The following is a 13,589-nucleotide window of genomic DNA, read 5'->3' on the forward strand; positions in this document are numbered from 1 at the left end:
GCTCTTCGCGCAAGCGCTCATCGGCGCACTCTGCTCTTCGCGCAAGCGCTCATCGCGGTTCCTTGGGAAGCCCGAGCACCCGCTCGCCCAGGATGTTGCGCTGAATCTCGCTGGTGCCGCCCAAAATGGTCTGCGCGCGACCGACCAGCATCGCATGCACCAGCTCGGCCCCATCGGAGTCGGCACCGGGGTCGACGCACGCGTCGGGACCGAGGACCTCCGTCGCCATGTCACCGAGGTCGCGGTCGGTCTCCGAGGTCATCAACTTGAGCACCGAGAAGGCCGACGAGCCGGTGTCGCCGGCCTCGATGGCACGCTGCCAGGTGAAGCGCAACAGCCACATTCGGCTCCACAGCTTGGTCAACGACCGGTTCAGCACGGGATCGAGGAGGCCTCGATCGCGAGCGGCCTGCACCATCCGCTCGTGAAGCTTGAACATCGACACCGCCTGCGAGCCGAGGGTCAGCCGTTCCCGGCCGAGCGTCACCATGGCGATCGTCCAACCCTGGCCCGCCTCGCCGATGAGTGCGTCGTCGTCGAGTTCGACGTCGTCGAAGAAGACCTCGTTGAACTTGCTCTCGCCGTCGAGTTGAGCGAGCGGCCGCACCGTCACACCTTCGGCGTCCATCGGCACGATGAACATGCTCAGGCCGCGGTGGCTCTCCGGGCTGGTTCTCGCCAGCAGCAAGCCGTACTTGGCGGAGTTGGCCGCCGAACTCCACACCTTCTGGCCGTTGATCCGCCAGCCGTCGACGGTCTTCTCCGCCTTGGTGCGCACTCCGGCCAGATCGGACCCCGCGCCCGGCTCGGAGAAGAGCTGTGTCCAGACGTCGTCACCAACGCGGATCGGCTCGAGGAACTGAGCCTTCTGCGCCTCGGTGCCGAACTTGATCAGGACCGGGCCAACGAGGTCGATGCCCGTAATCCCAAGTTGCCGCGGGACTCCGGCACGGGCACATTCGTCGGCGAAGACAGCCTGCCGGGCTACTGACGCATCCTGGCCGCCGTACTCGACGGGCCAGTGCAGGCATACGTGGCCGTGCTCGGCCAGATACCTGTGCCATGTTCGGCCAGGCCCGACGTCGGCATCGGTCGGGGTGGCTCCGTAATTGCGCAGACCGGGCGGCTTCTCGGCGTTCTCCAAAAAGGTCCGGATCTCGGAGCGCAGCGCCTCGGTGTCCTCGTCTAGCGGCACATCACGTCCCGTCGAGGGAAGTGCGGTACTCGTCACGGACGGACTGCATCGCGTTGAGCCGCTTCGACAGCAAGGTGATTTCGGCTTGATCGTCGGGTCGATCGTCGCTGAGTTCATCCAACCGGGCCTGCGCCCGACCGATCTCCTCGACGAGGCGGCCGTGGGCCTCGTCCTTGGTCAGCAGATCCTGGTCAGTCCAGTCGTCGACCGGCAACTGCGTAATCTCGTCGATGTCACTCACCCCCATTGGCGTGGGAGAGAATCCGTGTGCTCAGGATGCTCTCGGGAAGTTGTAGAACTTGCGGGTGTTCAGCTCGACCATCCGATGCACTTCCTCGTCGGGCACGTTCTTGAAGGCTTCGGCGGCGCGCTCACGACTCCGGGGCCAGTACGAGTCGGAGTGCGGGTAATCGCACTCCCAGGTGATGTTGTCGACCCCGATGTGGTGGCGAACTTCGACCCCGAAGTCATCCTCGATGAAGCAGCCGTGAAAGTGCTTGCGGAACAGGTCACTTGGCAGAACTTCCTGGTTGATGTTCTGGTAGAAGCGGTGCTTGCGCCACACGCTGTCGACGCGCTCCAGGATGTAGGGAATCCAGCCGATGCCGCCTTCGCTGAGCCCGACCTTGAGCTTCGGGTGCTTGTGCAGGGCAGGTGAGAACAGCCAATCGGTCAGCGCGTTCATCGAGATCGTGCCCATCAGCGTGATGAAGACCGCGAACGGCGCATCGGGAGCGATCGCAGGCGGGAAGCCGCCGGAGCCGAAGTGCTGAGCCACCACCACATCGGTCTCCTCGAACGCCGACCACAGTGGGTCCCAGTGATCCGAGTGAATGGACGGTAGACCGAGCTTGTCCGGTAGGTCGGGGAAGCTGACGCATCGGGCGCCCTTGGCGGCCACCCGGTGAAGTTCGGTGATGCTGGCGTCCAGATCCCAGAACGGCAGGATTGCAACCGGCATGAATCGGTCCGGCGCCGTTGCCGCCCATTCGTCGGTATGGAAGTCATTCCATGCCTGCGAGCAGAGTGCGGCGAGTTCCTTGTCCTGGCCCTCGTGGAACACCGCGCCCGCGAAACGCGGGAAGGAGGGGAAACACGTCATCGCCTGGACACCGTCGATGTCCATGTCGGCGACGCGGGCCTTCGGGTCGTAGCAGCCCGGAATCATGTCGTCGTAGCGCACCGGCTCGATGCCGTACTCCTCGGGCTTCTTGCCAGCCACGGCGTTGAGCCCGATGTAGGGGTAGATCCGACCCTCGTACTCCCACACCTGGCACATCGCCTTGGTGTCGGGGCGCTCCCACTCGATGATCTTCGGTCCCGCCTCGAGGAACTTCTGCGGAAGACGATCGCTCCACACCTTGGGGTGCTCGATCAGATGGTCGTCGACGGAGATGAGTTCCATGTAGGGCTGCAGTGGCATCGGGTTTCTCCTCGTATTCGGAGCGGGGTGCAATCCGAAAAACATTTAGCTATTTGAAGCGAGTGTAGTCACGCTGGTCAGGGCGAGCAAGCAAGTCTTCAGGGGTTGATCAGTGCACTTAGCCGATCCCAGTGCTGGGCGGGCGACCCGAGCATCACCTCGTCCGTGCGCGCCCTTCGAAAGTAGAGATGGGCGGGATCCTCCCAGGTGAAGCCGATGCCACCGTGGATCTGGACGTTGGCGCTCACCGCGTCGCGAAGGGCTTCCGAGCAGACCGCCTTTGCCATGCTGGCTCGCCAGTTCGATTCACCCGCCGCATTGGCGTCGTCGGAGCCGTCGAGCGCCTGCAGAGCTGCTTGGGATGCCGACCGCGCCCACTCCAGATCCACCAGCATGTCTGCACACTTGTGCTTGATGGCCTGAAAGCTGCCGATCGGCCTGCCGAATTGCTCGCGGGTGCGGGCGTAGGCCGTCGCGATCTCGAGCACCCGTTCGCACGCACCGACCTGTTCGGCCGACAACACGGCCAGTGCCACGTCGACGTTGCGTTCGATGACGGCGCTGATGGAGCCTGCGCCGGAGAGTCGCACTGCGGGCGCAGCACTCAGCGTGATGGTGGCCATCGGCCTGGTGCCGTCGAGTACCCGTTCGGCCTCGGTGGCGACGCCGTCCGCGGTGGGGTCGAGCAGGAACACCGCTGGCTCCCCGTCGCGTTCGGTCGCGACGACGACGAGGTCGTCGGCGGCGGTGCCACCGAGAACATGGCGAACGGTGCCGTCGACGAGCCAGTCTCCGCCGGAGCGCGACGCCGTCAGCGTCACTGCCGACGGGCGCCACAGCCCGCCGTCCCCGGTCAGTGCCGCGGCAGCGGTGCGCCTGCCTTCCACGAGTTCGGTGAAGCGCTTCTCGGCATCGGGATCGTGCTCGGTCAGCTCGAGGAGCAGGCCGGTGGCTAGCACCGCGGAGCTCGAGAAGGGCACCGGAGCCAGGGCGCGGCCAAGCTCGTGGGCGACGACGCCCAGTGCCGACGCGCCGTAGCCCGCGCCGCCAAGGTGCTCGGGCAGCGCGATGGCCGCCACCCCGACCTGGTTGCACAGCACGTCCCAGAGGGTGGTGTCGAAACCGGAGTGCTCGCCCGCGTCGCCCTCGCCATAGGCGACGGCGCGCACCCGCTCCTCAGACGACAGCCGCTCGCAGACGGAACGCACGGACTGTGCGAGTTCCCGACGTTCGCCTTCTTCGAGCGCCGTCATGCGGTACCTCCTGCGATCCGTTGGGCCAGTTCGGACTTGGCGACCTTGCCCAGTCCGGTCATGGGAAAGTCGTCGACGACGACCAGCCGCTCCGGCCACTTCTGCTTCATCAGTCCGCGCCCGTCGAGGAACGTGCACAGCTCGTCGAGGGTGACGTCACGGTGGCGCGGCGAGCGCCGCACCACCGCACAGACCAGCTCGCCGCGAAGGTCGTCGGGCTGACCGAGTACCGCGATCTCGTCGACGAGGGGGTGTGCCAGCAGTTCGTTCTCGATCTCGTCGGGTGCGATGTTCTCGCCCTTGCGGATGATCAGATCCTTGGTTCGGCCGGTGACCACGATGCGCCCATCCGGGCGCAGGTGGCCCCGGTCACCGCTGCGGAACCAGCCGTCGGCGGTCACGGCGTAATTCCACTGCCCGGCTTCGACGTAGCCGGGTGTCAGGTTGCCGCCACGCAGTTCGATCTCGCCGCCCGCACCGATCCGGATCTCCGAATCCGGGATGGGGCGCCCCGCGCTGTTGGCCAGCTGCTCGTCGGTGTCGTTCGCCTCGCTGACGCAGATCATCGGCGCCTCGGTCATTCCGTAGGCGTGCACGACGGGGATCTTCAGGTGTTCGCGCACCTGCCTGTGTACTTCGGGCGGGCACGCGGCGCCACCGCCGATCAACATCCGCAACGACGGCATCAGCAATTCGGTTGTCGACGCGGCCATCTGAGCAGAGAGAAGCATCTGATAGAACGCGGTACTGGCACCGGTCACCGTGACGCGGTGCTCGGCGAGCAGTCGCGGCAGATCGTCGGCGGTGACCTTGGGAATCAGCAGCACGGGGAAGTCCCCGAGCAGGGCGGCCGCGAGGTAGACCATGCCGCCGACGTGCGCGATGGGAAACGCGATCGTGCCGATTTCCAGAGGATCGCTGCCCAGCCCGATGTGTGCGACATAGCCACGCGAGGCGCTGAGCAACGTGGCGTCGGTGTGGCGCACGCCCTTCGGACGGCCGGTGGTGCCAGAGGTGAAGTACACCCAACCCGGCTCTGCCGCATCAGGCGGGTTGTCCAGCTCGGGGTGCGGCGACCGCATCGAGGTCTGCAACTGCTCGACGAGGTCGGCGGGCACGATGACGGTGCGTACGCCCGCCGACGCGTTGGCGACCGTTGACTCGTCGACCAGCAGAACGTCGGCCTTCGCGACGTCGACCGCGGTGCACACCTCGCGCGCTCGGTAGAGATGCAGTATTGGAGCCTGGACGACGGGTGTGCGAGCCAGTGCCAACATCACCACCGCCGCGTTGACGTGTGAGGGCAGCTGCCAGGCGACCGTCATTCCCTGCCGCACGCCGACGTCCCAAAGCCATCGCGTGGCCGCCGTAGAAAGTGCGGCCACCTCACCGACCGTCAACGTCTCGCCCGAGACGTCGCGCAGCAGAGGACGATCAGGTCGGCTGACGGCGCACTCGTCCAGCAGCCCGGCGATGGTGCCCGCCGTCGGCATGTCTCCCGTCCCCGACCCGTTGATTGCTAGCTCATCCGTGGACCGGGAGTGAACTTGACCTTCAGTTCGCGGACGGCGTAAACCTCTCCGGCATCCTCGAACAACTTGTGCTCCTCCGCCAGTTCGAAGTCGGGCAGCCGCTCGAGAACCCTCGTCACCATGACGTCGAACATCATCTTGGCGTAGTGCGAGCCGAGGCAGCGGTGCATGCCCACCCCGAAAGCCATCTGCTTCTTGGCATTCGCGCGAGAGAGGTCCAGCTCGTCGGGGTTCTCGAACATCGCCGGGTCGCGGTTGGCGGCCGCCCACATCAGAATCGCCCGGTCGCCCTGGCACAGAGGCTGCCCATGGAACTCGGCATCTCGCGACACCGTGCGTGCCAGGCCCAGAGTCGGGGTGTACAGCCGCAGCAGCTCGTCGGTGCCCTTCTTGACCAGGTTCGGATCGTCGATGAACTGCTGGCGCAGTGTGCGATCGTCGCACAGTCGACGCAGCACGTTGCCGGTGAACCCGCTGGTGGTGTCCATGCCGCCGAGCATCATCAACACCGTGTACATGGTGATTTGACCGTCGTCGAGCGGGCTTCCGTTCAGCGTGCCCCGCAGGATGTCGCTGAACAGATCATCGCCCAGTCCCTCGGCGCGCCGCTGCTCCATGTGCTTGACGATCTCGCCGAACATCTCCATGCCTGCCGCGCCCGCCTTCTCCGGCTCGTGCGCGCGGTCATGGACGGTGCTGTGCACCCAACCCACCCAGTCCATGTGCCGTGACTCGTCGAACTTCAACAGCCGCAGTATCAGTCGAGCAGGCAGCGGGGTGGTGAGTTCACCGACCAGATCGCACTCGCCACGTTCGATGAACGCGTCGATCGCCTCGTCGGTCATCTCGATCGCACCTTCGCGGAACCGCTCCGCCGAGCCTGGCGAGAACCGCTTCAGCGTGACCTCGCGCAATTCCTGGGTCTCCGGGGGGTCCGACTCGATGGGCAGAATCGGCAGCGGCATCTCGCTGGCTGGCACCCCCACCGACGGAAAGGAGTTGAATAGCGCATCGTCGCGCGCGGCGTCGAACACCGAGGCGTAGTCGACTAGCGCCCAGAATCCTTCGTAGTGCTCGGAATGAGCTACTGGACAGCCGGATTCGCGCATCTCCCGGAACCGGCCGTATGGGTCGTCGCGGAACTCTGCCGAGTGGTGGTCGAGGTCCACTTCGGCCCGGCGCCGCGCTTCGGCCTGGGTGTCGGTCATCTGCACTACTCCTTTCTGGGGTTACTTGGAGAGAATGGCGACTGCGGCGGTGCCCGGCGCCCCGTACAACTGGGCTAGCCCGACCCGGGGACCATTGGGCACCTGTCGGTCCCCGGCGGTTCCGCGCAGCTGCTGAACCAGTTCGTAAACCTGGCGCAGCCCGGAAGCGCCGACCGGTTCGCCATTGGCCAGCAACCCGCCGTCGGTGTTGATCGGCAGTCGACCGCCGATCTTGGTAACGCCGTCGGCAAGCAGCGCCTCCTGCTCGCCGTCCTTGCACAGACCGGTCTCGGCCATGTGAATGATTTCGGATCCGGCATCGGTGTCCTGCAGCTGAGCGACGTCGACGTCCTCGGGGCCGATGCCGGCCAGTTCATATGCGGCGCGGGCAGCCTCGGAGGTCGTGCCGGGCTGGATCGGCAGCTCGATCGAAGTGCGCAGCAGCTCGTATGCGCCTTCACGGCGGCTACGCAGAGCGGTCGAACGGAGGTAGATCGGGGCGTCGGTGTACTGCTTGGCCTTGTCTGCCCGGCACACCACCACGGCGGCGGCGCCCTCGTTCGGGTTGCAGTACATGTACTGGCGCAGAGGCGCATTCACGACGGGTGAGGCCAGGATCGCCTCGATGCTCATGGGTTTGCGTCGCCACGCGTGCGGCGCCAGCGCGCCGTTCTCCATGTTCTTGGCCGCGACGCGGGCCAGCGTTTCCTCGGTGATGCCGTGATCGTGCATGTAGCGCATGATCTTGGTGCCGAAGTAGTGGGTGGTCAGGAACATCCCCTGATCGCCGTACCACTGGGGCAGCCCCGAGACCGATGGGTCGGCTCCGAAGGCGCCGCGCGGATGCTTGTCGAGCCCGACGCCGACCGCGATGTCGGCCTCTCCGAGTAGTACGTCGCGAGCTGCCAGGGTCAGCAGTGAGTTGCCGGTCGCGCAGCCGCTCAGCGTGGCCCGCGCCGGGATCCCGGTCATGCCGGCCAGGCCGGTCACCGCCTCGGGGTTGGCCACCTCGAGGCTGCCCGCGTACAGACTGCCCACGTCCGACCACGGCACGCCGGCATCGCGCAGTGCCCTGCTGATCGCGACGGCGCCCATCTCCAGCGCCGAGCGGTCTTCATATCGTCCGAACGGATGAAGTCCGACCCCGATGATGGCGATCTCGGGCGTGCTGCTCATGGCGATCCTTCCGGCACGTTTCACTGGGTGTCTCGCCGACGGCAGGCGTGCGCGTTGACTTGGACGGCTGTAACCCTATAACTATATATCGGATTAAACCGCCTGGGGTCTAGAATCTGCAGTGCCACCGGGAGCCGGCGGTCTGGCGGCACGTTTCGCGTACATGAAGGCTGAGGAGCACTTGAGTATCTCGCTGCTGTTGGAGATGGCCGCTTCCGGCGATCCGGACCGGATCGCGCTGGTGGACGCCGGCAATCGGCCCACCATCGGGGAACTCAGCACGCTCGCCGACGGGGGAGCGGGCGTGATCGCGGCCTCGGGTGCCGAGCACGTCGCGTACGTCGGCGCCGGCGGCATCATGCAGCCGCTGCTGATCTTCGCCTCGGCCCGCGCGGGCAAGCCGTACACGCCCATCAACTACCGGCTGAGCCGAGACGGGGTTCGGGAGCTGATCGAACGGCTGCCCCATCCGCTGGTGATCGTCGACGATCGCTACCGCGACATGGTCGGCGACGCCGGGAAGCGCACGTTGACCTCCGAGCAGTTTCTGGCCGAGGCGAGGACTGCGGAACCCGTCGCGGAGTTCGCCGACCCCGATGACGTCGCGATCGTGCTGTTCACCTCCGGTACCACGTCGAAGCCCAAGGCGGTCGAGTTGACCCATGGCAATCTCACCAGCTACATCACCGGGACCGTCGAATTCGACTCGGCCGAAGCCGCGGACGCGGCACTCATCTGTGTGCCGCCGTATCACATCGCCGGGGTCAACGCGGCGATGTCGAACCTCTACGCCGGCCGAAAGATGGTCTACCTGACCACGTTCGACGCCAGCGAATGGGTGCGACTCGTCGCCGACGAACGGGTGACGACCGCCACCGTCGTCCCCACCATGCTGGACCGCATCGTCACTGCGCTGGAGCAGCGGCCGACCAAATTGCCGTCCTTGCGCAACATGGCCTACGGCGGATCGAAGGTGGGACTTCCGTTGGTGCGCAAGGCACTTGATCTGCTGCCCGAGGTAGGCTTCGTGAACGCCTACGGACTAACCGAGACCAGTTCCACCATCGCCGTCCTGACACCTGAGGACCACCGCACGGCGCACGGCAACCCCGACGAGCTCGCAGCCAAACGGCTCGCGTCGGTCGGCCAACCGGTGCCAGGTATCGAGGTGGAGATTCGCGACGACGACGGCACCGTGCTCGGTCCGGGGGAAGCCGGCGAGTTGTTCGTGCGGGGCGAACAGGTTTCCGGAAGGTACACCGGCATCGGATCGGTCCTCGACGAGCACGGCTGGTTCCCCACCAAGGACATCGCCACGCTCGACGAGGCGGGCTATCTCTTCATCACCGGGCGTTCCGACGACACGATCATCCGCGGCGGCGAGAACATCGCACCCGCCGAGCTCGAAGACGTCCTGGTCGAGCATCCTCACGTACACGAGGTCGCCGTCGTGGGTGTGCCGGATGCGCAGTGGGGTCAGGCCATCGTCGCGGTGGTGGTTCCGGCCGCGGGGACCGAACCGGACGCCGATGAGCTGCGCGAGCACGTGAGGAAGGCTCTGCGGGGATCACGCACGCCCGATCGGGTGGTATTTCGCGATGAACTTCCGACCAATGCAACGGGCAAGCTCCTTCGTCGCGAGATCATCGAGGATCTCCGCGACGCGAACGCCGACAACTAAAGGGAGGCAACATGATCAAGAACGGCACTCGGTTGCAGAGCCAGGTGTGCGACACGCAGGTGATCGTCGTCAAGGCTGCCGACAGTCTCGACGACCTGCGATGCGGCGGCCAGCCGATGGTTGCAGTGGGCGGTGAGAAGCCGGCGGATGCCGTGCTCGACCCAGCGTTCGCCGACGGCAATGCGATGGGCAAGCGCTACGTCGACGACGGCGGTGCCGAGGTGCTCGTCACCAAGGCTGGCTCCGGTTCGCTGAGCGTGGGCGCGACGGCATTGGTGATCAAGGAAGCCAAGCCGCTGCCCGCCAGCGACTGAGCGAACGACGGCCTACGGCGAGCCGGTAGTCGTCTCGACCAAGGCCCTCAGCTCGCGGCGGAGGATCTTTCCGGTGCTGCTGCGTGGCAGTTCGTCGAGCACCGTGATGGTGCGGGGCACTTTGTAATTCGCCAGGTTCTCCTTGACGTGGGCCTTGAGTTGGTCCGGGGTGGCCGCCGCACCGTCCCCGAGCACCACGAAGGCCACCAGGCGTTGTCCGAACTGTTCGTCGTCGACGCCGAGGACCGAGGCTTCGGCTACGTCCGGGTGGGTGGCGAGCGTCTTCTCGACTTCGATCGGATAGACGTTCTCGCCACCGGAGACGATCATCTCGTCGTCCCGTCCCACCACGAACAGTCGACCTCCGTCGTCGAGGTAGCCGACATCGCCGCTGGACATGTAGTCGTCGTGGAAGGCCTTGCCCTTGTCGGACGACCCCTCGGTGTAGCCGTCGAATTGCGTTGAGTTGCGGACGAAGATGGTGCCCACCTCGCCGGTGGGCAATTCGCGGAAGTCGGCGTCGAGGATGCGGATGTCGGTGCCCTCGGCTGGCCTGCCCGCGGTGTCGGGGGCGGCACGTAGGTCGGCGGGCGTGGCGGTGGCGATCATGCCTGCTTCGGTGGCGTTGTAGTTGTTGTAGATGACGTCGCCGAAGCGGTCCATGAAAGCGGTGACGACGTCGGGACGCATCCGGGAGCCGGAGGCGGCGGCGAACCGCAGTGAGCGCCCGCTATAGCGGTCCAAGACGTCGTCGGGCAGGTCCATGACGCGGTCGAACATCACGGGGACGACGCACAATCCGGTCGCACTGTGGCGGTCGACGAGCTCGAGCGTGGCCTCCGGGTCGAACCTGCGCCGGGTGACGATCGTGCAGGCCATCATGGCGGCGAACACCAGTTGCCCGAACCCCCAGGCGTGGAACATCGGTGCGACGACGACCGTGGTTTCCTCGGCCCGCCACGGCGTCCGGTCGAGGATGCCCTTGATTGCGTCGGGGCCGCCACCGGAGGCCTTGGCGCCCTTGGGTGATCCGGTGGTACCGGAGGTCAATAGAATCATCTTCGCCGACGTCACCGGCGGAGACGGGCGCTGGCCGAAATGTGCGTCGATCAATCCCGCCACGGTGTTGGGGTGGGCGCCGGGATCGTCCGTCCACGCCACGATCCTGGTGGCGTCGGGACGCTCTTCGAACGCCTGCGAAATGGTCGGGGTGAATTCTTCGTCGAAGATGACGGCCTCGACCTTCTCCCGCAGCACCACCTCCGCCAGCGCGGGCCCTGCGAAGGACGTGTTCAGTAGCAACACTTCCGCGCCGATCCGGTTCGCGGCGATCAACGATTCGACGAACCCGCGGTGGTTGCGGGCCATGATCCCGATGGCTTTGGGTTGGCCGCCGGGCAGCGATTGCAACGCCGCCGCGAGCGCGTCGCTGCGCTGATCGAGTTCCCGCCAGGTGAGCGTTCCGAGTTCGTCGACGAGGCCTGGGCGGTCCGGGCAGCGCTGCGACGCAATCGCGAAACCCGCAGTGACCGTCATCCCCTCGCGTCGTACCGCAGCGCCCATGCGCCAGTATCGATCAGGTCGCATCGGGGCGATCAAACCGGCGCGACTCAGGGTGCCAGCGAATCCGACTGTCTGACTGAGCCGTTCGAGGAGTGTCATCAGTGGCTCAACCGATCACGGGGAGGCGGCGTTCGGAGGCCAGCAGATCGAGGGCCTGCTGCATGACATGGCGAACGTGTGCATCCACCTCGTCGACGTCGGGATCCTCGCCGAACTCCGCGACGATGTCGATTGGGGGCAGCACGTGGGTGACGATCTTCGTGGGCAGCGGCAGGTTAACCGGAAGCACCGCGCTGAAGCCGAAGGGGAACCCGAAGGAGATCGGCAAAATCTTGACCCTCAGCAGCTTGTCCAGTCGGACGGCCTTGGCCAACCACTCGCCTCGGGTGAGGAAGAGTTGATTCTCCTGGCCGCCTATCGACACCGACGGCACGATGGGCACACCGGCGTTCAGCGCGGCCCGGACGTAACCGGTACGGCCGTTGAAGTCGATCGTGTTCTCCGAGGCCGTCGGACGGTAGACGTCGTAATCGCCGCCGGGAAAGACCACGACGACGCCACCGGCGCGCAGCGCCTCGTCGGCGTTCTCGTGGCTTGCCGGGATGAAGCCGGTCCGCTTCAAGAAGTCGCCTAGCGGGCTGGCGAACATCATGTCGTGGGTAAGCGTGTAGACCGCTCGGCCGTAGCCGAACTTTTCGTAGAAATCGGTGACGAAGACTGGTACGTCCATCGCGAAGAGTCCACCCGAATGGTTCGCCACCACCAATGCGCCGCCGGGCGGAAAGTCTTCGAGTCCGCGCACTTCGGCGCGATGCCAGCCCTTGATCACCGGCCGGATCACGCCCATCGACTTCTCGGTGAGTACCGGGTCCCACTGGGCGATGGCCGACGGCTCGCGTTCGGACGAGTCCACATGGCCCCCTCATCAAATGTCGTTAGATATTTAGATGTTATCCAGCATGAGGGACGGGTACCCGAATACTGTCGAACCGATGCAGCACCTGGAGGAACGTTGAAGCGGCTTGGAGGCTGGGACGCGGTCCTGCTGTACAACGAGACCGACAACCTGCATCAGCACACCCTGAAGATCGCCGTCGTCGATGCGTCGAACACCCCCGACTTCGGCTACGACCGGTTCCGTCAGACGTTGGCGCGCCGACTCCACCTGCTCGACCCGTTGCGGTACCAACTCGCCGAAATCCCGGGCAAGCTTCATCACCCGATGTGGTTGGAGAACTGCGACGTCGACCTCGACTACCACGTTCGGCGCCTGCAGATCGAGCACCCTGGCGATCACCGTCAACTCGATGCTGCGATCGGCGAGATCGCGAGCACTCCGCTGGATCGCACCAGGCCGCTATGGGAGTTCTACTTCGTCGAAGGCATGGCGGACCACCGGTTCGCCATCGTCGGCAAAGTCCACCACGCCCTGGCCGACGGCGTCGCGTCGGCCAACCTGATGGCACGTGCGCTGGACCTTCCCGGCAGTTCACAGTCCGAGAAGGACGACTACCGCCGGGACCCTTGCCCGTCCGATGGGCAATTGATCCTGGGCGCCATGCGTGATCACGTCGCCTTGCTGCGCGAGCTTCCTCGCCTGGTGTGGGACACCGTCAAGGGGGTTCGGCGCGTGCGCCGCAAATCCCCGTCCGCACCCGACCTGGCCCGCAACTTCCACCCACCGGAGACGTTCCTCAATCACGTCGTGTCACCCGGGCGCACCTTCGCCAGCGCCACTGTGGACATCGCTGCCGTCAAGGCCACCGGCAAGCAGCTCGGCGTCACGATCAACGACATGGTGCTGGCCATCGTCACCGGCGCTCTACGCACCCTTCTGCTGAAGTACGACGGCCACGCAGACCAGCCCTTGCTATGTGGGGTACCGCTGAGCACTGACACGTCACCAGAGCGGATCTCGGGTAACGCGATCGGGACTATCGTCGTGTCGCTTCCCGTGCACGTCGCCGATCCGCTCGAGTGGGTGCGGCTCGCCCGTGTCAGCTCGACCATCGGCAAGGAGAACGCCCGACTGCTTGGCCACGAGCTGGTCAGCCGGTGGTCGTGCTACGCCCCACCGGCCTTGACGGAGTGGGGGTTTCGTCGCATCGCAGCCAGCGAGTCGCCCAACAAGCTGATCAACGTTCCCGTCTCCAACGTCCCTGGGCCACGTCAGTTCGGGCGGATCGCCGGTGCTCCTCTCGTCGAGCTCTACTCAGTCGGACCGCTCACCTTCGGGGTGGGCGT

Annotated in this window: 12 protein-coding genes; 3 read left to right on the plus strand and 9 right to left on the minus strand. The window is 65.8% G+C overall.

Going from position 1 to position 13,589, the window contains the following annotated elements:
- Positions 1 to 49: 49 nt before the first annotated feature.
- The 7 genes from QOD90_RS03245 to QOD90_RS03275 form a co-directional block, all read right to left on the minus strand.
- Positions 50 to 1,195 carry an acyl-CoA dehydrogenase family protein gene (locus QOD90_RS03245; RefSeq protein WP_526346634.1) on the minus strand — a complete coding sequence of 382 codons (1,146 nt, stop codon included), beginning with the start codon at positions 1,193 to 1,195 and terminating at the stop codon, positions 50 to 52.
- Between the two features lies 1 nt (position 1,196).
- Positions 1,197 to 1,436 (minus strand): hypothetical protein, encoded by a 240-nt coding sequence (locus tag QOD90_RS03250; protein WP_526346616.1) that lies wholly within the window; start codon positions 1,434 to 1,436, stop codon positions 1,197 to 1,199.
- Between the two features lie 30 nt (positions 1,437 to 1,466).
- Positions 1,467 to 2,618: an amidohydrolase family protein gene (locus QOD90_RS03255; RefSeq protein ID WP_526346618.1), complete on the minus strand. Its 1,152-nt coding sequence runs from the start codon at positions 2,616 to 2,618 to the stop codon at positions 1,467 to 1,469.
- 98 nt (positions 2,619 to 2,716) lie between these two features.
- Complete coding sequence (locus QOD90_RS03260) at positions 2,717 to 3,871, minus strand: acyl-CoA dehydrogenase family protein (RefSeq protein ID WP_526346620.1); 1,155 nt, start codon at positions 3,869 to 3,871, stop codon at positions 2,717 to 2,719.
- Positions 3,868 to 5,364 carry a class I adenylate-forming enzyme family protein gene (locus QOD90_RS03265; RefSeq protein ID WP_526346622.1) on the minus strand — a complete coding sequence of 499 codons (1,497 nt, stop codon included), beginning with the start codon at positions 5,362 to 5,364 and terminating at the stop codon, positions 3,868 to 3,870. Before QOD90_RS03265 ends, QOD90_RS03260 begins: the two co-directional genes overlap by 4 nt.
- A gap of 26 nt (positions 5,365 to 5,390) precedes the next feature.
- Positions 5,391 to 6,611, minus strand: coding sequence for a cytochrome P450 (locus QOD90_RS03270; RefSeq protein WP_526346624.1), 1,221 nt, complete (start codon positions 6,609 to 6,611; stop codon positions 5,391 to 5,393).
- A 21-nt stretch (positions 6,612 to 6,632) separates the two neighbouring features.
- Complete coding sequence (locus QOD90_RS03275; protein ID WP_526346626.1) at positions 6,633 to 7,787, minus strand: thiolase family protein; 1,155 nt, start codon at positions 7,785 to 7,787, stop codon at positions 6,633 to 6,635.
- 181 nt (positions 7,788 to 7,968) lie between these two features.
- Here QOD90_RS03275 and QOD90_RS03280 point away from each other — a divergent pair, with 181 nt between their 5' ends.
- Both QOD90_RS03280 and QOD90_RS03285 read left to right on the plus strand, forming a co-directional pair.
- Entirely contained in the window at positions 7,969 to 9,468 is a 1,500-nt protein-coding gene (locus QOD90_RS03280; RefSeq protein ID WP_526346636.1) for a class I adenylate-forming enzyme family protein, read from the plus strand.
- 11 nt (positions 9,469 to 9,479) lie between these two features.
- The gene (locus QOD90_RS03285; RefSeq protein WP_526346628.1) at positions 9,480 to 9,782 is read left to right on the plus strand and encodes a hypothetical protein; all 303 of its coding nucleotides are present in this window, start codon (positions 9,480 to 9,482) and stop codon (positions 9,780 to 9,782) included.
- A 12-nt stretch (positions 9,783 to 9,794) separates the two neighbouring features.
- Here QOD90_RS03285 and fadD12 read toward each other — a convergent pair whose 3' ends face one another.
- A complete protein-coding gene (fadD12, locus tag QOD90_RS03290) occupies positions 9,795 to 11,444 on the minus strand; it encodes an acyl-CoA ligase FadD12 (protein ID WP_526346630.1) in 1,650 nt (549 codons plus the stop codon).
- A 7-nt stretch (positions 11,445 to 11,451) separates the two neighbouring features.
- The gene (locus QOD90_RS03295; RefSeq protein ID WP_526346638.1) at positions 11,452 to 12,192 is read right to left on the minus strand and encodes a 1-acyl-sn-glycerol-3-phosphate acyltransferase; all 741 of its coding nucleotides are present in this window, start codon (positions 12,190 to 12,192) and stop codon (positions 11,452 to 11,454) included.
- A gap of 165 nt (positions 12,193 to 12,357) precedes the next feature.
- On the opposite strand from QOD90_RS03295, the gene QOD90_RS03300 reads away from it, so the two are divergent.
- Positions 12,358 to 13,589 (plus strand): wax ester/triacylglycerol synthase family O-acyltransferase (locus QOD90_RS03300; RefSeq protein ID WP_526346632.1); only part of this gene is annotated, 1,232 nt, incomplete at its 3' end.

Origin of the sequence: Mycobacterium sp. (assembly GCF_032161845.1) — a bacterium.
Taxonomy (GTDB): Bacteria; Actinomycetota; Actinomycetes; order Mycobacteriales; family Mycobacteriaceae; genus Mycobacterium.